21 protein-coding genes and 1 pseudogene are annotated in these 18,543 nt (G+C 35.7%); 21 read left to right on the top strand and 1 reads right to left on the bottom strand.

The window, feature by feature from the left end:
- The first annotated feature begins 246 nt into the window (after positions 1 to 246).
- The 17 genes and pseudogenes from M3204_RS22735 to M3204_RS22660 all read left to right on the top strand — a co-directional run bounded on the left by M3204_RS22735 (position 247) and on the right by M3204_RS22660 (position 13,614).
- Positions 247 to 582: a hypothetical protein gene (locus tag M3204_RS22735; protein ID WP_251488642.1), complete on the top strand. Its 336-nt coding sequence runs from the start codon at positions 247 to 249 to the stop codon at positions 580 to 582.
- Between the two features lie 162 nt (positions 583 to 744).
- The gene (locus tag M3204_RS22730) at positions 745 to 1,293 is read left to right on the top strand and encodes a hypothetical protein (protein WP_251488639.1); all 549 of its coding nucleotides are present in this window, start codon (positions 745 to 747) and stop codon (positions 1,291 to 1,293) included.
- A 309-nt stretch (positions 1,294 to 1,602) separates the two neighbouring features.
- A complete protein-coding gene (locus M3204_RS22725; RefSeq protein WP_251488636.1) occupies positions 1,603 to 2,052 on the top strand; it encodes a hypothetical protein in 450 nt (149 codons plus the stop codon).
- 449 nt (positions 2,053 to 2,501) lie between these two features.
- Complete coding sequence (locus M3204_RS22720) at positions 2,502 to 2,768, top strand: hypothetical protein (RefSeq protein WP_251488633.1); 267 nt, start codon at positions 2,502 to 2,504, stop codon at positions 2,766 to 2,768.
- Between the two features lie 437 nt (positions 2,769 to 3,205).
- The gene (locus M3204_RS22715; protein WP_251488630.1) at positions 3,206 to 3,664 is read left to right on the top strand and encodes a hypothetical protein; all 459 of its coding nucleotides are present in this window, start codon (positions 3,206 to 3,208) and stop codon (positions 3,662 to 3,664) included.
- Positions 3,665 to 3,916: 252 nt separating this feature from the next.
- Positions 3,917 to 4,741, top strand: a complete 825-nt coding sequence (locus M3204_RS22710) for a cupin domain-containing protein (protein WP_251488627.1) — start codon at positions 3,917 to 3,919, stop codon at positions 4,739 to 4,741.
- 332 nt (positions 4,742 to 5,073) lie between these two features.
- Complete coding sequence (locus tag M3204_RS22705; RefSeq protein WP_251488623.1) at positions 5,074 to 5,388, top strand: putative quinol monooxygenase; 315 nt, start codon at positions 5,074 to 5,076, stop codon at positions 5,386 to 5,388.
- A gap of 186 nt (positions 5,389 to 5,574) precedes the next feature.
- Complete coding sequence (locus M3204_RS22700; RefSeq protein WP_251488606.1) at positions 5,575 to 6,027, top strand: hypothetical protein; 453 nt, start codon at positions 5,575 to 5,577, stop codon at positions 6,025 to 6,027.
- Between the two features lie 141 nt (positions 6,028 to 6,168).
- Positions 6,169 to 6,558: a hypothetical protein gene (locus tag M3204_RS22695; RefSeq protein ID WP_251488603.1), complete on the top strand. Its 390-nt coding sequence runs from the start codon at positions 6,169 to 6,171 to the stop codon at positions 6,556 to 6,558.
- Between the two features lie 144 nt (positions 6,559 to 6,702).
- On the top strand, positions 6,703 to 7,680 hold the full coding sequence (locus M3204_RS22690) for an alpha/beta hydrolase (RefSeq protein WP_251488600.1): 978 nt from the start codon (positions 6,703 to 6,705) through the stop codon (positions 7,678 to 7,680).
- 16 nt (positions 7,681 to 7,696) lie between these two features.
- The gene (locus M3204_RS22685; RefSeq protein WP_251488597.1) at positions 7,697 to 8,362 is read left to right on the top strand and encodes a response regulator transcription factor; all 666 of its coding nucleotides are present in this window, start codon (positions 7,697 to 7,699) and stop codon (positions 8,360 to 8,362) included.
- Positions 8,359 to 9,369: a sensor histidine kinase gene (locus M3204_RS22680; protein ID WP_251488594.1), complete on the top strand. Its 1,011-nt coding sequence runs from the start codon at positions 8,359 to 8,361 to the stop codon at positions 9,367 to 9,369. Before M3204_RS22685 ends, M3204_RS22680 begins: the two co-directional genes overlap by 4 nt.
- A 123-nt stretch (positions 9,370 to 9,492) precedes the next feature.
- The gene (locus M3204_RS22675) at positions 9,493 to 10,071 is read left to right on the top strand and encodes a type II toxin-antitoxin system HicB family antitoxin (protein WP_251488590.1); all 579 of its coding nucleotides are present in this window, start codon (positions 9,493 to 9,495) and stop codon (positions 10,069 to 10,071) included.
- A 140-nt stretch (positions 10,072 to 10,211) separates the two neighbouring features.
- The gene (locus M3204_RS22670) at positions 10,212 to 10,781 is read left to right on the top strand and encodes a DUF4256 domain-containing protein (protein WP_251488587.1); all 570 of its coding nucleotides are present in this window, start codon (positions 10,212 to 10,214) and stop codon (positions 10,779 to 10,781) included.
- Positions 10,782 to 10,884: 103 nt separating this feature from the next.
- Positions 10,885 to 11,124 (top strand): annotated as a pseudogene (locus M3204_RS23935) (helix-turn-helix domain-containing protein); the annotation flags it as partial.
- A gap of 138 nt (positions 11,125 to 11,262) precedes the next feature.
- Entirely contained in the window at positions 11,263 to 12,900 is a 1,638-nt protein-coding gene (locus M3204_RS22665) for an Ig domain protein group 2 domain protein (RefSeq protein ID WP_353056063.1), read from the top strand.
- 192 nt (positions 12,901 to 13,092) lie between these two features.
- Positions 13,093 to 13,614 (top strand): hypothetical protein, encoded by a 522-nt coding sequence (locus M3204_RS22660; protein WP_251488584.1) that lies wholly within the window; start codon positions 13,093 to 13,095, stop codon positions 13,612 to 13,614.
- A 98-nt stretch (positions 13,615 to 13,712) separates the two neighbouring features.
- On the opposite strand, the gene M3204_RS22655 is transcribed toward M3204_RS22660, so the two are convergent.
- A complete protein-coding gene (locus M3204_RS22655) occupies positions 13,713 to 14,552 on the bottom strand; it encodes a tyrosine-type recombinase/integrase (protein WP_251488581.1) in 840 nt (279 codons plus the stop codon).
- Between the two features lie 144 nt (positions 14,553 to 14,696).
- Here M3204_RS22655 and M3204_RS22650 point away from each other — a divergent pair, with 144 nt between their 5' ends.
- The 4 genes from M3204_RS22650 to M3204_RS22635 all read left to right on the top strand — a co-directional run bounded on the left by M3204_RS22650 (position 14,697) and on the right by M3204_RS22635 (position 18,448).
- Entirely contained in the window at positions 14,697 to 15,551 is an 855-nt protein-coding gene (locus tag M3204_RS22650) for an alpha/beta fold hydrolase (RefSeq protein WP_251488579.1), read from the top strand.
- A 52-nt stretch (positions 15,552 to 15,603) separates the two neighbouring features.
- Positions 15,604 to 16,440, top strand: coding sequence for a DUF2268 domain-containing putative Zn-dependent protease (locus M3204_RS22645; protein ID WP_251488576.1), 837 nt, complete (start codon positions 15,604 to 15,606; stop codon positions 16,438 to 16,440).
- Between the two features lie 198 nt (positions 16,441 to 16,638).
- Positions 16,639 to 17,544: an ABC transporter permease subunit gene (locus M3204_RS22640; RefSeq protein ID WP_251488573.1), complete on the top strand. Its 906-nt coding sequence runs from the start codon at positions 16,639 to 16,641 to the stop codon at positions 17,542 to 17,544.
- Positions 17,537 to 18,448 (top strand): ABC transporter permease subunit, encoded by a 912-nt coding sequence (locus M3204_RS22635; protein WP_251488570.1) that lies wholly within the window; start codon positions 17,537 to 17,539, stop codon positions 18,446 to 18,448. The genes M3204_RS22640 and M3204_RS22635 overlap by 8 nt, the downstream gene beginning before the upstream one ends.
- Positions 18,449 to 18,543: the final 95 nt, after the last annotated feature.

The raw sequence follows: 18,543 nt of genomic DNA, 5'->3' as shown, positions 1-18,543 counted from the left end.
AATATGGAGTATAAACCTACTCCTCTATTTAACTATGTCTTCACGTAGCCATTTGTCCAGAATCCACTCCTTTTAATTTAGAAATATATATCCATGGAGGATGAAATCCTGCGAATAAGCGAGCATTAGTGAGTAAACCGTATTAAACTGAGGGAGTTGAATAAAGAAAATAATATAGATGGCGAGTAACCGAACTAATTCTCTCCCGTCTAATTTTTAAGCAAAAAATTTTAAGGGTGGTACAAAGTGACTAAAAGACAAACCATAATTATTGTACTTGTTAGCTTTTTGTTAGTAACTATGACTCCAATGATTTTACCTGATACACCTTCTCAAGTATCACCTAACGCTTATAAATATGAATTCGGATTTCCGTTTCATTTTATTGAACAAGAAGTAGGTATAATCGTTAGTCACGGAACCGTAGAAACTCTTGAAGTATCAGATGTTTTATTTAACCCTTTTGAAATCACACCAAATTTATTAATAATAAATTATATTTTATCTGTACTAACATTTGGGATAGTTATTTATATCTTTTATTTTGTTTTTAGGAAGATTACAGGTGGTGCTTTGAAATAAGGGGAGCTATTTGAAAACGGATGTGTAAGTTAAGAAAACCAATATATTATGGAAAATACATCTATTGAGCTAAAGGAGCAGTTTAGTTGAAGAAGAATATGTAGGAAATGAAACATATAATCAGTAACCGTGTTATGCTTTTTGTGGGGGAGGATAGTTTCTATGTCTAAGAAATTAAAAATTATCTTATCTATAACTGTGGTTTTATTTGGGATTTATTTTATAAACTTAGCATTAAAAGATGATGTTCGAGAAATTAAAAAGGCTATGTACTCATTAAACCAACCCATGACGAACATTGCTCATATTGAATTTTTGGATAACAATCAAGCAATTGCTTTTTATGAATGGGGTAATCAAGAAAATCTCCATTTTGGAAGTGTTCTCTTTAAGAAAAACGCACTTGGATGGAAACTTGTTAGTAGTAGCACTGGAGAACTTTCTCATGGATATAAATTAGATTGGGGTTTTTCAAACTTAGAATCTCACTTTTCAGATTATACCGATTTAATCAGAGGGAAGATACTTGACTCTCAAATAGAAGAAGTAAACGTTAAAACAAATGGTGGAAACGAGTTTAAAGCCAAACTAATTGAATATAACAATGACGAGAAGTTTTGGTTTTTAGTTACTAATGGAGAAGACCTTATAGGCTCTACTATTACAGGTTTGTCTTCAGACGGAAAAATAATTGAACAGATAACACAATAATTTTAACTCTCTTATTCAACTAACGGGTGCTTTAGTTAAATTACGCTAAGTAGGAAAATTGCTCAGCTAGAAGCAAAAGGGGGGTACCCTTTGCGTCTTTGAAGAGTTTTGGTTTAGGACAAAAGTAATGAGATCAACTAAAGATTTTATTAAGAAAACAGAAGCATAAGATGCGTCCCCATGATTCCATGAAATTACTTTTTAAAAAAGGTTGATCAAGGATGGGGAATTTTGTTCCAAGAAGGATTAATGTACTTATTGTTGAATTTACTTTGTAGATAATCAGAGTGCCAAACGGGTGAGGATGTTATGGAGAAAAATTTAGCTTTTAACATATCGACATATACATGCGGGGATTCAGCCATCCCGAAACCAGATATTGATAATTATAATTATTGGATTTCACTGATTAATTATTATTTAAAAAAAGCAGACACAATTGAGATTCATTGCTGGAATGAGGAAATTGAGACAATAGAAGAACTTGACTCTCTCAACCTTGAGATGGTTAATGAAGAAAATATCACTATATTTAAGGGAAAGAAAACCCCAGTTCTTTCAAACTATTTATTGAATAGTTATATGAACAAATTTAGAGAGTGCAAGTGGTTCACAGTTAATTTAGAAAGTGGTATGGATATAGTGATGCACTCGGGACACTGGGGAACTGAGTTTGTGATACCTAATCCTAAGGAAAAAGACATTCAATTTATCAAAAGTGTGGTCCCTCCAGAAACAAGTTTTGAACAACATGAATAACATTCTTCAAAAGGCTGCTTTCTTTAAAAAAGAAGGCTTTCGTTAAAAAGAAAACCACCCATATGATGGTCACATATCAAGTCATAATGGAGAAGCAAGTGGACACACTCTTAACTTATTTGAAGAGTTGTAATTCAGTACAAAAGTAAAAAGATCAACGAAAGATTTTATTAAGAAAACAGAAGCATAAGATACGTCCCCATGATTCCAACTAATTGGTGCATAGATCCAGGCAGGACTAATGAATTTGCCCTTTCATTTAGCTTTACCTGTGGAGTGATTAAATGACTGGATTATGCTTCTTGAAAATAGAATAATGACAACTCCTTACACGAATTGCTTTGTTGAGACAAGAAAAATTAACGCCGTACTTAAAGGCAGGTTAGTATAAAAAAATGTGCTCATTTTTGGAGTATTATGCTAATTTTTTTTGTGGGGGTGATCATAAAGTGACAATAGAAAAAGTAAAGGCTTTTGTTATAATTAGCGTCTTATTAGTGTTGTCAGGAGTTATTATGATCTTTAATAGCGTTAACTTTGGGACATCAATTGCTGACTCTTGGTTAGCTGATCGGGGTGGGGCAGATACAGAATTGTACCATTTAATTATTAATGGTTATATCAACAGTTTCTTAGTGTCCGGAAGTATTTTATTTGGTTTTGGACTTATTTTTCTTAGCCTCGCTTCTTATAAAATATTGAACTTGAAAAATTAATATTTTAACCCGTTTGCTGCCAACCCAGGTGGCATTTTTTGTTTTAACGTGGTAGAAATGTTGAAGTAAGATAGAGAAGTCGCAGGTTCAACTTAATAAGAACTAAAAAGCATTATAATGCTTTATGATACAATGTCGGAGATGAGAATTAGTTGATCAGACAGCCGAGTAAAGCTATCTGTAAATACGTCAGATTGAAATAACGAGTATGGGAGTAGCTTGATAAGAAAATGAAGAGATATAAGCTAAAGAATAATTTTAAAGGGTTAAAAAAGGGAACACAATTCTATTTGATTGCTGAATCTGAATTTATAGGAATCAAAGATTTTGTTTTACGAACAAAAGACTTATCGATCAGGATATCGATTAGTGAAAGGGAATTGCTAAGACATTTTACTTTATTGAACTAATAAAAATTTTAATAGGGGAACTTTTCAATGGTGAAAATAAGACTTCCTAATGGTATAACAGGATTTCATAATTCGACGAACAATTTGCCTCCTAAAGTTGATGGACGGCAATTTAAATCGGTTTGTGCTGCAATCGTAAATCGTAGTGGTGGCAAATTATTAAAGTTCAGAGAACCGCTATATCCACTGAACTTCTATGAAGCAGAAGTTAAGGTTAATGATAACGAATTTTATATATTGCTTAATGAACACTATCCATATATAGCTTTTGCTTCAGTTGTTGAATTTGGAAAAATAGACTTTATTAATGCATCCGAACTACTAACACAGTTTAGCCCATTTTATAAAGTTTTGAGTTTAAAGGAACTAAATGAACCTTTAAATATAAAGTCGGATTCAATTAATTTGAATAGTGCTGAGTTGGAGCAAATTTCATATTGGAAACCCAAAACAATTGGTGAAGTCATCTTTAATTTTTGGGATTAATTTCAGGGCAACAATTTTTTTTGTTAAGCTAAACAAGGGCGTTAATCCGGGAAGGAAAAACGCCCTTTTTAATTGACCAAACGGCAGTTTAGTTAAAAAGTTTTTTCGGACCTTTGATCAAAAATGGGTCATTTAAATAAAAGAAATGTTTTAGTATACATATATTTCATGCAATTAGTCAGCATGGACCAAAGTACATTCCCTTAATAGGTGCATAGGATATTTTTATAAACTGTGAAGGGATTGAAAAAAATGTACTATGTTCCAAATGGGTATCCAAATCAATACCCTTATTATGTTAATGGACCAATGTATAACAATAGGGGTCAGTCTGTCCACTGGGCTTATCCTTATGGAATGGAGCATGCAAACAGGTATAATTATTTCTGCCCATCCAACGGCAATCGAAGTGACGTGTTAAAAGATTATGGACCGAATCCCTATGTCGTTAATATCAATGAAGCAACGAAGCAAAACAATACGTATCGGACTGCTTTATGGACAGGAACACATTTACAGGTAACGTTGATGAGTTTAAATGTTGGCGAAGATATCGGTTTGGAAATGCATCCTGACGTTGATCAATTCCTGCGTATTGAACAAGGCCAGGGGATTGTACAAATGGGCAAGACGAAAGATAATTTAACCTTTCAAAGAAATGTCTTTGATGATTCTGCAATCATGATACCTGCTGGAACATGGCATAATCTAACTAATACAGGTAATATTCCGCTTAAACTTTACTCGATCTATGCTCCTCCAAACCATCCATTTGGTACTGTTCATGTTACCAAAGCAGATGCAATGGCTGGGGAAGCAGGCGGCGCTCAAGGTAATGGAAATACAGTTGCTTTTGGCAAGACTCCAGACGAATGGGTACGCTATACCGAATTTTTGGTGAAGGAAGGACTAGAGGACGTTAAGAGAGGAATAAACGCCACCCACATTCTTCAAGAATTTATTCTAATGGGAGTACTTGTAGGGAAAGGGTATTCTCCTGAAAAAGCATATGAAACAGTGGAGGAATGGGAACGTACAGGAGAATCCAAACTTCTTCAGCAAAGCAAAAATATGTAGGAAGAGATTAATAGCAGTTATCTTAGATAGTAAGAATCGTTAAGGGATTTTGTCAAAATGGCAAATCCCTTTTATTTTTACAAGGATACATTGCAGCCGCCATTTTCATTGAGCAAGTTTCTGGATTAACACAGATTGTGAATTAACGGGAAAGTGGAAAAGATTTACGAACCCTCTTGAGGAACTTTTTGAATAACTGCGGCAAATTGTACTTGCTATGTGAACGGGGGTTAGTGAGTGAAGTTATTCTAAATATTTATTTTTGGCAATAATAGGATAATCGGGTGTGAAAGTAGAAACATTAAACAGGCGACAAAAACATGGAGGCAGATATGAGCAAATTCAGTTTGTTTGGTAAGTTTACTGTACAAGAAGGCGAACGGGAAACAATGGTTGAAATTCTACTTGAAGCTGCAGAATCAATGAGAAATTTAGATGAATGCGAGATTTATCTTGTTAATATTTCTGAAAACGAGCCAAATGCTGTTTATGTTTATGAAGTGTGGAGTAATGAACATGCCCACCAAGCATCTCTGGCTCTTGAAGCTACACAAACATTAATCAAGCGTGCAAAACCAATCATAACTGGAATGGAGAGAATCAGTACCCTAAAAACAAGGGGAGGGAAGGGGATTTCCCCAAGTTGATTTCCGTTACGAACGATACCATGAGATTGCGATAAATTATGATAAGGCCTCTTTTGAATCATAATCCATTGAAGAAACAGCAAATTTTTTTAGCGTATTGGTCCTAACTTGTATATTTTATGAATAATGGAGCAGGTTCAACAAGATGCTGGGCATACTAAGCAAAAGAATTGTAAGGGTTGCTTTATGAAACAATTTCTTTTGCTTAATTTTTTTATTGCACTTATCACGATTTTTCCTTCCGAAACAAATGCAATTCAAATGCCTTGCAGTATGGTGCTGGCTCCAGCAGATAAAGATCTGAAAAATGCAATGGGAACAGCACTGGTTTACAAAGTTCAATTGAACCCACCGAGTTTTGCACGAACGAACGTCAGTATTATTGCTATTCATCTTCCAGAACCCAAAACTTATGGAAATTACGATAGTTACGAAGGATTTGCTTTTAAGCCAAACGAAATAAGCTGGCGTTTTCAACTATATCCAACGCCAGAAAAAGATAGTCCAAGTTGGGCTGGGAGATTCGATTTAATTACAGCAGCAATGGAAAATGTACAAGTTCAAGTTCGGCTTTCTAATTCAAAGACAGAAAAACTTGGTCCGAGTGTATTAGGGAGTCATATTAATTATTGTAAATAGCCTATTCAACAGTTGGGTTAATCCAAGATGGATTAACCCGCTATTTTGGTGGATTTTTCTGATGGAACGGGGAGGATAATAGAATAAGTAAGTATATTTTTATAGAAATATAGATTTTAACTAAAAACTGGAGGAATCTTATTGCAGTTCTCAGAAATAGTGTTTTTTGGGATTGTTTGGGGAGGGTTAATGATTTATTTCCTAACGCCATTTAACAAAAAAACAAGTATTGAAATTCAAGAAAGCACTGATGTGACATTCTCAAAAGCATTTAAGAACAGTTTAACTAAACTTTTATTTCACAATAAGGCGATACTTGCTCTATTAATGTTAATGATAACTTTAATTTATATCTGGATGTATTACACATCAATAGAATGGTATTTCAGAGTACACGGAGAAGTCGTACAATCAATTAACCCAATGGAACGGGCTTTTTATTACATGATAAGCATAATATTGTATACTGCTTTTCTATATCTCTTTTTGGCATTTAGAAAGACAATTAAATTATTAAAAAAGCCTAATTGAACTACTGGCTGTGGTTGTCTAAGGAGGATTAATTAAAATAAAAAGGAAAAGTGTTAGAAAACCGATGAGAAGTTTATGAAAATTTATTAGAAATTTATTATTATTGTTTATCCTTTCAATATAGATTGAAGGGGAGGAACAAATATGTTGAAGTTATTTAAACTGTTGAAAACAATCATTGTGATAATCATTGTAATTATAGTTGTTCTAGTAGGGGCAATTTTTACTTATCATCAATATCAATTAAGCCGTGAGTCTAGTTTAATTCAAAATAAGGGAACAATCGTTGAGTTTGGTCAAAAAAAAATCAATGTGTATACCGAGGGGGCAGGCGAGGACACTTTTGTCTTTATGCCGGGTTCAGGGATTGCTGCTCCTGTTTATGAAATGAAAGGACTTTATTCGAAATTCTCGAGGAATCATAAGATAGTTGTCGTAGAGAAGGCAGGATATGGGTACAGTGATGTTTTTAATGATGATAGAGATATAGATACTATATTAGAGCAAACAAGAAAGGCATTAGCCCAAAGTGAAAATAAGCCACCATATATTTTAGTGCCTCACTCCTTATCAGGTTTAGAAGCGATTTATTGGGCACAAAAGTATCCGCAAGAGGTTAAAAGCATTGTCGCAATAGATATTGGTTTACCAAATGGATATGCCAAGCATAAATTTGACTTTAGTGATAAGGTAAGCATAAAAGCAATGAATCTACTTACAAAACTTGGTTTTCAAAGACTTTTACCCTCTGCTACCTATGATCCTCAAGTTATCGATCAATCCTTTTTATCTACGAAAGAAAAGGAAATATTCAAAGCAATATCGTATAAAAAGGCTTTTAATGATGACATCGAAAAAGAACTTCTTGAGAGCAACACGAATGCTCAAAAAATTAGCCTGCCACTTCCGAAAAATACACCCATTTTGCTTTTGTCGGCTTATAGCGACCAAAACGAAAATTCCATAGGGATTAAACAAAAAAATAAGGACTATAAAGAATTTGCCGATAACATTAATAAATCAGAAGTTAAAAAAGTGGAAGGAAAACACTCACTATATTTATATGCTCCCGATAAAATATACCAACTTGCTACTGATTTTATCTACGGCAATTCCAAATAGATAGAAGGTTTCAATAATGTATACGATTCTCATAATAGAAGACGATTTGATGATCGGCGACCTCTTACAAAAAATATTAGCAAAAGAAGGCTACAATGTAATCTGGAAAAAAGATGGTGAGGGAGTTCTTAATCTAATCAATGAGACCGATTTAGTCGTAATGGATGTAATGTTACCAGGTGAGGATGGCTTCAAAATAACCTCGAAAATCAAGAACCTTGGCTTAAATATACCGACTATTTTTCTCTCGGCTAGAAAAGACATTGATAGTAGACTTCAAGGCTTAACAATAGGTGAAGATTATATGATAAAACCTTATGATCCACGCGAATTAATGCTAAGAATCCAGAAATTATTAAATCAGTATTACGGTCATTTTGCCCAAATCAAGCATCTGTTTATTAAGGGAGAAACAAAGCGAGTTTTTAAGGGAAGTCTTCACGATGAAGTTGTCTTTACCCCGATTGAGCGGAAAATCTTTTTTTATTTGTATAAGAATCGCGGTAAAATTCTAACGAAAGACCACTTTTTTGAATATTTATGGCAGCTGGAAGATCGGAACCCAAACGTGATAAATGTTCACATAAAAAAGATACGAACTAAAATTGGTGATTCCAACGGGGATATTATCGAAAATGTATATGGAGAAGGGTATCGACTTAATACCCATGTGAAGAGATGAAATTAAAGAAAAAGTATCAGTTGACCTTGGTTGCAGTCATCATAAGTGTTCCAATATCACTACTTTTGATTAACCTCCTCATGCTGGGGTTTTATAAGGTTGTTTCTAAAATTAGGGATACTAACACTCCCTTTCATGAATCATTTGCTTACCCGACTATGCATGTACTATTTCTTCTGTCTTTTTTATTGTTAGCCATTGTTTTCTCTAAGACCATTCATTCACTCCTGAAGAACATAAGTACATTGAATTCCATTATTTTAAATCTGGCGAGCAATGAAAGGGTACCAAATAAAATAGAAATAACAAGTGAAGATGAAATTGGAGAGCTCACAAACTCTGTTAACCTATTGATTGAAAGAACAGCATCAAGAGAAATGGAACTGAAGCAGCAAGAGGAGATGCAGCGAGAATACCTAAATAAATTAAGGCACGATATAAATACACCCTTAACTGCGATTCGGTTGCAATTATTTTACCTGGAAGGTGAGAACACCTCTCTTCCATTAGAATCCCTTTATCAGCAAATAGAATATATCGCGGATCTAACCAATGAATTCAATAGAGATTCTATCGATTCAATGGACTCTTCTTATATTTTATATACTGAAGTAAATATCAGTGATTTGATGAGAGACATGATAAAAAAATGGGATTACTTGTACAGGATTAATCAGATTAAGTTGCAATACCATCCACATGAAAAAAATTTAGTTTGGAGCAGTCACAAACTATTGCTCCAAAGGTTATTTGATAACGCCTTTCAAAATGCACTAAAGCATTCTAAAGCAAATAAAATGGAGATTACAATTAATGATGGTGTGGTTTCAATGAATGATAACGGCCAAGGATTTGCTCAAAAAAAGCAAATACAGGGACTTGGATTAAAAGTCATTGATGATCTTGCAAAGATACTTAACATAAAATATACATTACAAACCTCTGCTGAAGGAACTGAGTTTACTTTTATTATAGATCAGAACATAGAGTGTGTAGAAGATTTGTGAAGTGTTTGACTTAAACTAATGGACAAATTAGCTGTAAAAGACCAACTGATGAAATATAACAATAAATAAAATTTTAAAGGTGTCGCTAGTAGGAACAACGGTTTTATTTAAGGATGTGAGACTATGATAAATTCCGGAAAATCAGTTTATCCAGCATTCATACAACAGGAGGAAGAAGGAATGTTTTGTGTGTATTTCCCCACTCTGTTTCCTGAAGCTGGTTGGGACTATCCTTTATCTCGAGGAGAAACAAAACGTAAAGCGATAAATAATGCAAAAAAGGATTTAGCTTTTTCTTTGGCAGGCATTTTATATGATAATGAAGATCTCCCTGAACCTATTCCTATTCAAAGTAATCGCCTTTCCAAAGGGATGGAATTAATCAATGTAGAGACATCGTTTGAGCCGTATGCCGACGAAATACAGGAACATTTAAAAGGACGCCATTGGCATATTGGCTATTACGTAGAAGAAAATGGTGAATATATTGAAGCCATTGGGTTTAAAAACGACCAAGGAATGTGGGATATCTTTTTTGAGGATTATTCTGAGGAAGAGGAAATTAAATCCAACGGTCCTGAGTATCCAGAAAAGACTTTACTTTTCACTGTCAAATTTCATTCCGAAGCAGAAGAGAAATTTAATCAATTTGTTGAAGATGTGGTTCTTAAGCGCCGTGGTTATAAAAGGAAGAAAGATTGACTCGAATAATCAGGTATTTAAGAAAACAGATCGTCAAGAAGCACGGGACGTTACTTTGCTTTCTGATTCCGATTTATTATAAATCAAATATTGATATATACTTAAACTATTAAAAGTAAAAACAATAAAGGGGTAACCATATGACAGAAAATAATAAATGGGAGCTATCATTTGAACAGCGTGATGAATTACTCAGCACTTTAAAAACTCGTTTTGAGAAAAACATGAATCGCCATGAAGGTCTTGAATGGGATAAAATCCAGGCAAAGCTGGAGGCAAATATGAAAAAACTGTGGTCCCTCAATGAAATGGAAAGAACTGAAGGTGAGCCGGACGTTGTTGGATATGATAAACAAAAGGATGAATACATATTTTTTGATTGTTCAGCGGAAAGTCCAAAAGGCCGCAGAAGTGTTTGTTACGACCGTGAAGCCCTGGAGTCCAGGAAAAAACACAAACCAGAAAAAAGCGCTATTGATATGGCAGCTGCCATGGGCATTGAACTTTTAACGCAAGAGCAATATCGTGAGCTGCAGAAACTGGGAAAATTCGATGTGAAAACGTCTAGCTGGGTGGAAACGCCGTCTGATATTAGAAAACTTGGCGGGGCCATCTTTTGTGATTGCCGCTACGACACTGTCTTTATGTACCACAATGGCGCAGACTCCTACTATGCTGCAAGGGGATTCCGAGGCTCGCTAAGAGTATAGAGTTAAAAAGGCTTTAATATAAATCATCAAACTATCGGGTGCGTTGATCCAACAGAGATTAACGCACTTTTTTTGTACTTCTCATTGAAGTCAAGGATCAGTTAATATTGAACAGATGGCTGAATTAGCTCAACAAAGTACCTACCATTTTATAAGATCCTTTAAAAAATTTACAAAGCTTTCACCTCATCAGTATATTTTGACATTAAGAGTGGATAAAGGAAAAGAGCTTCTTTGCCATTCTACTAAAACCATCACAGAAATTTCCTATGATGTAGGGTTTTCTTCGCCAACTCACTTTTACCGTAATTTCATCCGACTTATTGGATGTACTCCTAAGTAGTACAGGAATAATATGTAAAACGGAAGAAGCATGGGGACGTACCCTATGTTGGGAAATTTTCAAATTAATGGTTTCTTAACATTCTGTCAATATTGGTGTGGTAAGTTAGTAAGGAAAACACCAATAAGGAGTGAGAAAATGTTCCGTCAAAAGTTTTCTGTTTTTGCCTTGATTTTGATGCTGCTGTCTCCAACTTTGTTTCATTTCCCCCCCGAAGTGTCTGCGGAAAATGCGCTTGACCAGGCACCTGAGCTTCAGCCTTACGGAATTGCGAATGGCAAGAGGGTGCTATTCGACAATACTCATGGCCAAACAGCAGGTGCTGCCGACTGGGTTCTCGATGGGGCCTTCTCTGATTTTGCCAGCGCCCTGGCGAATAAGGGATACTATGCGAAAGAACTGAGGAAAAACACTTCCATTACGTACGAAGATTTGAAAGCCTATGATGTCTTTATCATCGGCGAAGCGAATATACCATACAAATCGTCTGAACAGGCTGCGATGCTCCAGTATGTGCAAGATGGCGGAAGCATTTTTTTCATCGGTGATCATTATAATGCGGACCGAAACAAGAACCGCTGGGATGCTTCTGAGATTTTTAACGGATACCGCCGCGGTGCTTACTATGATCCGGCAAAAGGAATGGGTTCAGAGGAAGCTTCATCTTCAGCCATGCAGGGAGTCACGGGTTCTGACTGGCTTGGAGACAACTTTGGGGTGCGATTCCGCTACAACGCAATTGGCGACGTAACGGCGAATGACATTGTTGCGCCGAGTCAGGCGTTCGGGATTACATCCGGAGTCGGGGCTGTGGCGATGCATGCAGGGTCAACTTTGGCGATTATGGACCCAAACAAGGCAAAGGGTGTTGTCTACTTGCCTCAAACTACAGCGGCCTGGACACATGCTGTTGACCAGGGTGTCTATAATGGAGGCGGCAGGGCAGAGGGACCTTATGCAGCGGTTTCCAAGGTTGGATTAGGGAAGGCTGCGTTCATTGGGGATTCTTCCCCGGTAGAAGATTCAACTCCAAAATACCTGCGTGAAGAAACGGGCGGTACGAAAACTACCTATGATGGATTTAAAGAGCAGAACGACAGTACTTTGCTTGTCAATTTGATTGACTGGCTAGCCAAGCAGGAAAATTATACTTCTTTATCACAGGTTAGCGGATTGCAGCTTGATCAGCCAACAAATCTGTTAGCGATGGAAACACCTGAGACTTCCACTGAACCAGAAGCGGAGCCTTGGTCACAGCCTTCAGCGGGCTACAAGTGGTATGACCCATCAACCTTCAAGTTGGGATCATATGGTTACGATGATGGCGGCACTGTGGGACCAGCAGCAATGGATGAGGATTTTGAGTCAGGGACAAAGGGAGCGTATTCTGCAGGGAATGTGTCCCTATCAAGTGGATCCTGGTATTTTGACAATGCGGTGCTTGGCAATTTATCCAGTGATAAGAAAAATGGCGTACAGTCTGCGCGCGTCCGGTCATATGGGACCCTTACAATGAATTTTGATGTAAACGGTGCAAAAAGTGTACAAGTTTCCCACGCGAACTTTGGAACCGACACTGGTGCCTCATGGCAGCTGCAAATGTCGACGAATGGAGGAACGTCTTGGACCAACGTCGGCAGCTCGAATACCAGCGGATCCGCACTAGCGGTTAAAACTTTTACATTAAACCTAACCTCACCTGTAAGGTTCAGGATCGTTGTTTCTGGAACTTCCGGAAAAAGGCTCAATTTCGATGATATTGTGGTCAGCAATTAAGTTTTTGCATCCGGGCTTGCCTTCCAATTGAGGAGGCAGGCCTTTTTTTGTATAACCTACAATGTCAATTACTTTTCCAACCTCACCGTAAGAATGTCTGAAAATTTAAGTACACTACCGAAAATTCTAAAGACGGATAGTTTCTTCGGAGGGGAGGGGCTTAAAAATATCTTGATGAGTGAGGGGATTACGATGAAGAAAGAAATCAAAGAATTGTTAGATGATCCAAATACTTTTGCTCGACAAATTGCAAATATAGAACTATCAAATTTATCATTTGATGTGCATGAATATAGAGATAAATTTGTAAAGCAAGTAGACATAGTATTTGCTGAAAAAAGTCAATTTAATAATATTAAAGAGGCATTCTCTGCAATATTTAAAAAGCAACTATTCGATGGAGAAGAATGGAATATTAACGAAGAGCCAAAAAATACTGATGAAGTATGGATAAAAGCACTAAAAAATTACTTTATTAATGATTATTACCCAAGAGAAATAATTTATATAGAGTTAGTAGAGAAAGATGATTTTATAAATAGATTTAAAAGGGATTTATCTGATGTGAATGTACAAGAATCGGTTATTGAAGGACTTTTAAGTCGTTTAAAGGACATAGAACCAATACAAGTAAAAAAAGGCCATGTTTATGATTGCATATTCGGCCAATCAGATAGCCATTACTTTTTGTACGAATGGGGTATCTATAATTAGCATTCTTAATGCTACCCAGAAAAATGTGAAGTTTTTCACTTAAACTATCGGGTGCAAGAGTTCAAAAACAACGCAAATTGCGTTGCTTCTTCTCATTGTTAGAAGTATTTCTGGTAAAACTCCTGTCTGAGCCTACCACTTAATTGAGCATATATTCGAGTGGTTTCACTTTTCTCGTGGGCCAAAAGACTCTGAATGACTTCTACTGGTGCTCCATTATTTAATAAGTGGGTAGCATAGCTGTGTCTCAATTGGTGTGGGTGAATTTCCTTATCTATGCCGGCACGGGCTGAGATTTTCTTTATGTAATACCTCATTTGCGCAATACTCCTCCTGTGTGGCTGCCTCTCCGTTACAAAAATGGCTGGATCCTTATCCTTGCGGCTATCGATGTATCGCTTGAGCCATAATTCTGCTCGAATATTAAAATAGACTTCACGTTCCTTATCACCCTTTCCCCTGACGATTGCGGAACGGTTAGACCAATTAATGCAATTGCGATCTAGAGCAGCGATTTCACCGATTCTCAAGCCAGTTGAAAACATAAATTCGAAAAGTTCCTTTTCCATAGGACTTAGACATGCTTCACGTAAAAGTTCAATCTCCCTTTCTGATAGAAACTTTGGAATTCTCTTGCCCGCTTTAGGCTCCTTGATCTTTGCTGCTGGATTAAGGGGTATATGCCCTTCCTCGTGACACCAGCGAAACAATGACTTCATAAATCGAATCCTGTGAGCCATACTAGAGGGTTTTAAGTCCTTACCTTGAGTAGCAAGATATTCCTTGAACCTTTCTGTGTCGAAACTATCAATATTCGGATCATTAAAATAACCAATGAGCAGCTTTGCTTGGATTCCATATGCTTTTAAAGTATATGGAGAAAAGCCTTCTATACGTTTATCAGCTTCATAGGATTTCCACGCAGTTGATAATAACAAACAAATCCCTCCCATTTAATTGGATACTAAGAGGAATTATTGCCTGTTTTATAGAAATTAAGACTCAAGGTATTCAATAGTGTAGAAAGATTTATTCCAAGACTATTAATGTAAAGATAACTAGATAGGTAAGGAGATTTTGTAATGACCTACTGGGAAACGAAAACAATCAATACCGCACGGGGAAACTTTGAGGTCTTTGTAAAAGGAGAGGGCAATCCAATTTGCGTCACTCATCATTATTCAGAGTTTAATCATACAGGTGATTACTTTGCAGATTCTTTGACAGAGAATAATACGGTCTACCTTGTGAATTTAAAAGAAGCTGGAAATTCAAGTGAGGCTCAAGAGGCTCATGAGTTAAGTATGTTTGATGCTGTTTTTGACCTTGAAGCAATCCGAGAGGCGTTGGGTTATGCCAAATGGACCTTTGCCGGGCACTCGACAGGAGGTATGATAGGAGTCATCTACGGTATTCATTTTTCTACGTCTCTTACTTCACTAATAATTGTGGGGTCAGCTGCCAGGAAATATGCTAATTCATCCTCTGAATGTATCTATCATCCCGACCATCCACACTTTGACCGAATGCAGCAACTTATTGAGACTTTAAAACGCTTTGATTTAACACCTAGTGAAAGGGAGCGTTTCTCAAAAGAGAGAACGAAACTGTCTTTATTTCACCCGGATAAGTATGATGAATACTTTTCTTTAGGCATACATAAAAAGATGTCTGCTCCAAGAATGAACTTTTTTATTAGGGAAGAAATGATCTTTGATGTAACCCGTGAGTTAGAAAAAATCTCAACTAATACTTTACTATTGAGTGGCCGTTACGATGTACAATGCCCGCTTTCTTTCTCCGTAGAAATGAATGAGTTAATACCAAAGTCACAACTATTTGTTTTTAATGAAAGCAATCATTACCCTTTCCTTGAAGAAAAGATGTTGTTTAGACAAGTCATCTCAACTTACTTAAAAGAAACGGTTCCTTATTGAGCTATAGGTGCAGGATAGTGGAGCAAGGCTATAGCAATTTAGGGGGGGAACGATGCAAGTACACAACGGACTGAACTCTTTTTTAAATGTCATTAAAAACTTGGAAAATAACCAAAGTAAAGAGGAAGCTTGGCTGAACTATTACAAAGAGTACAGAGAAATCTTCGATACTATCTTTGCTAATTTGTATATGACAGATATAGAAAAAAAAAAGCAGTATATAGTTCCCCATATTGATTTTTATTCTTTAGCTGAACAGGCAAATAAAAGTTCACAGGTTATAGACCAAGCAGAGGTAACTGAAGTACTGAAAAAGGCTGCTGATTACTTTAAATTTACAAAAGAATTTGATGTTTATATGTTGGTCGGTTTTGGACACATAGATGGAACGGCATTGCCCGCTGCATCCAGACCATTTTTATATTTAGGTTTGGAAAGACTGTCGAATATAGATATTGAGAGATTAATACAGCACGAATTTAATCATCTGGTACGTTTTGATTCCTTGTTAGAGGATAATTTGACGGTAGGGCAGTTAATTATAGCAGAAGGTCTTGCAACTTTAACTCCCTTGATTATGAATAAGATGGATTTTTCTCATAGTAATCTTCAGAAAATGTTGTTTTTAGATGACCAACAATACAATCTTCTAAAAGAAAACATTCATTTAATTGAGCAAGATATTAAATTAGATTTCGAGAAAAATATAACTCCATCTCTTATGGAAAAATACTTTATGCTGAATGAGAATTTGAAATTCGGCAAATCCGGCTACTTTTTCGGGATGCAAGTGTTACTAACACTACTGAAAAACGGATGGGAGCTAAAGGATTTAACCCTTTTAAATTCAAATTTAATTTGGAATGAATATCAAAAATTGAGATATTAAATGACTACTTAAAGCATACACGATGTCCAAATCACAGTATCGGCTTCTTTCACTAACGATGCAGTTTAGTTGAATAATGATTCTTTAATATTATTAAGATTAATTAATGTTCGCCGTACACACATTTACTTATTATGGAACTTTTTAACGTGTTATTCGTATTAAATATTAGCAGAATTTTATGAGAAAGGAGACTAAATGAAGAATTACTTACATTTTCTTAACGTGTACATATTATCAAAAGGAATTAAACTCTTCTTAAAAGTATTATTAGTTTTTCTTACCGTACTTATGTTGGCTTCTATGAAATCACTAATTTACAACCAAAACATTTTGGGGTTTTATCCATTCGAATTTTTAAATACAGTTAAAACTACTTTCGGAAATATACTTTCATTAAAAGATGGGTTAATACTTATCCCTCACATGGTTAAAACAATCTCAGTTTTTAATTACTTGCCAAAAGCGTATAGCTACTCCATGACAGTGTTGTTTAGCGCATTATTACTTGGCGTTATTTTTGCATTTACTTTTGTTTATATGTACCTCTGGTTCCCTATAAAAGCTAAAAGGTTAGTTAGAAAGTTTATTTCTATCCTTGAAACTTTGCCGGATGTATTTATTATCATGAGCTTTCAGTTTGGAGTAATTTATTTGTATAAAAAGACGGGGCTTAAGTTTTTACAAATATATAGTTTAAACACGGAAGTGTACATCATGCCCATTATTTGTCTCATGCTGGTACCTCTTTTTATGCTGATCAGAATCATGATTACTTTGTTCGAAAAAGAATACGAAAAACTGTATGTAGACTTTGCAAGGGCTAAGGGGCTTAGTCAACTGGAAGTATTCACAAAACATGTAGTTAGAAATATCATATATTCTTTTTCTCAATATTTATCGCTCATATACTGGATGATGATTACGAGTTTGATTTTAGTAGAATACCTATTTTTGATTGATGGTTTCACATTATTGCTTTATAGGTTTGTTTCGCCTGAAATCTTTATCCTTGCCGTTGGTTTGATTCTCCTTCCTTATGGCTTAATAATACTGTTAATTAAACTTATAGGAAGAAAAATTGGGGTACCACAGCATGAATAATTTTAAAAAACCATTGTTGTTAATCATAGGACTATTGCTATTGGTGTTGTTTGTTAGCGTGGTATATTCATCTATTTTTAAAACAGATGCCGAACCAGAACGTATCCGTTATAACGACAGCGGTGAGGTTATTGGGAAGGCTCCATTCCCACCTTCTTTAACTCAACCAATGGGAACTGATAAAGTTGGGAACGACCTTGCTGTTAGAATGATAGAAGGTGCAAAATATACAATCCTTTTTATTACCGGAGTTTCATTCTTAAGAATTTTAGTCAGCTTGATAATAGCTTATTTTCTCGTTTTTCCATTCAAAAGAATAAGTGAATGGGTTGAAACGGTCTTCATTCCTTTTAAATATATACCTGGCCTTATCTTAGTACTGCTCTTATCTCCTGATTTAAATGAAGCGATTGTTCAAATGGGCTTCTGGAAAATCGTGCTATATCAATTTTTCCTGTTTGTTTTCATTGGGATCCCAATACTCTCTGCTGTACTGACAAAAGAATCTCGAAATGTATTGAAAAATGAATATATTGAAGCTTCCAATCAATTAGGGGCAAGTAGTTGGCGTATTTATACTAAGCACATTATACCGGTTTTAAAAGACAGGCTTATCGTTACATTTCTTCAGCAATTATCAATCAATTTGTTGTTGCTTATTCAATTAGGGGTTTTTCAATACTTTATCGGTGGATCCAAGCCAGGAAACATTGCAGCAGCAGAAGAAGTAGTTCCAAAGTATTTGTCTGAATCAGGTGAATGGGCAGGCATGATAGGTCAAGGAAAGGATGAATTCTTGACTGCACCTTGGACCTTCTTTGGTCCGCTGTTAATATCAGTAGTTTTCTTGATTTTGATTAAATCACTTGTGAACAAGGTTGAAGATGCTAACCGAAAAATATAATTAAAGAAGGGTTGAAGTGCTAAGTAATAGACGTTACATTATCATCATTTCTTATTGAACGAACGGTTTAGTTTAAAAATTTGTATTAATGGGGT

The sequence above is a fragment of the Mesobacillus subterraneus genome (genome assembly GCF_023715485.1).
Classification (GTDB): Bacteria; Bacillota; Bacilli; order Bacillales; family Cytobacillaceae; genus Mesobacillus; species Mesobacillus subterraneus_B.
The sequence above is the reverse complement of the archived record's forward strand: the minus strand, read 5'-3'. Positions and strand labels throughout refer to the sequence as shown.

What these genes read in the sequence shown, in the direction of transcription:
- M3204_RS22670 (WP_251488587.1), top strand. Translation starts at nt 10,212, where the DNA reads ATGACAGAAAATAATAAATGGGAGCTATCATTTGAACAGCGTGATGAA.
- M3204_RS22715 (WP_251488630.1), top strand. Translation starts at nt 3,206, where the DNA reads ATGGTGAAAATAAGACTTCCTAATGGTATAACAGGATTTCATAATTCG.
- M3204_RS22640 (WP_251488573.1), top strand. Translation starts at nt 16,639, where the DNA reads ATGAAGAATTACTTACATTTTCTTAACGTGTACATATTATCAAAAGGA.
- M3204_RS22700 (WP_251488606.1), top strand. Translation starts at nt 5,575, where the DNA reads ATGAAACAATTTCTTTTGCTTAATTTTTTTATTGCACTTATCACGATT.
- M3204_RS22710 (WP_251488627.1), top strand. Translation starts at nt 3,917, where the DNA reads ATGTACTATGTTCCAAATGGGTATCCAAATCAATACCCTTATTATGTT.
- M3204_RS22690 (WP_251488600.1), top strand. Translation starts at nt 6,703, where the DNA reads ATGTTGAAGTTATTTAAACTGTTGAAAACAATCATTGTGATAATCATT.
- M3204_RS22635 (WP_251488570.1), top strand. Translation starts at nt 17,537, where the DNA reads ATGAATAATTTTAAAAAACCATTGTTGTTAATCATAGGACTATTGCTA.
- M3204_RS22730 (WP_251488639.1), top strand. Translation starts at nt 745, where the DNA reads ATGTCTAAGAAATTAAAAATTATCTTATCTATAACTGTGGTTTTATTT.
- M3204_RS22645 (WP_251488576.1), top strand. Translation starts at nt 15,604, where the DNA reads ATGCAAGTACACAACGGACTGAACTCTTTTTTAAATGTCATTAAAAAC.
- M3204_RS22680 (WP_251488594.1), top strand. Translation starts at nt 8,359, where the DNA reads ATGAAATTAAAGAAAAAGTATCAGTTGACCTTGGTTGCAGTCATCATA.
- M3204_RS22675 (WP_251488590.1), top strand. Translation starts at nt 9,493, where the DNA reads ATGATAAATTCCGGAAAATCAGTTTATCCAGCATTCATACAACAGGAG.
- M3204_RS22705 (WP_251488623.1), top strand. Translation starts at nt 5,074, where the DNA reads ATGAGCAAATTCAGTTTGTTTGGTAAGTTTACTGTACAAGAAGGCGAA.
- M3204_RS22650 (WP_251488579.1), top strand. Translation starts at nt 14,697, where the DNA reads ATGACCTACTGGGAAACGAAAACAATCAATACCGCACGGGGAAACTTT.
- M3204_RS22685 (WP_251488597.1), top strand. Translation starts at nt 7,697, where the DNA reads ATGTATACGATTCTCATAATAGAAGACGATTTGATGATCGGCGACCTC.
- M3204_RS22665 (WP_353056063.1), top strand. Translation starts at nt 11,263, where the DNA reads ATGTTCCGTCAAAAGTTTTCTGTTTTTGCCTTGATTTTGATGCTGCTG.
- M3204_RS22660 (WP_251488584.1), top strand. Translation starts at nt 13,093, where the DNA reads ATGAAGAAAGAAATCAAAGAATTGTTAGATGATCCAAATACTTTTGCT.
- M3204_RS22725 (WP_251488636.1), top strand. Translation starts at nt 1,603, where the DNA reads ATGGAGAAAAATTTAGCTTTTAACATATCGACATATACATGCGGGGAT.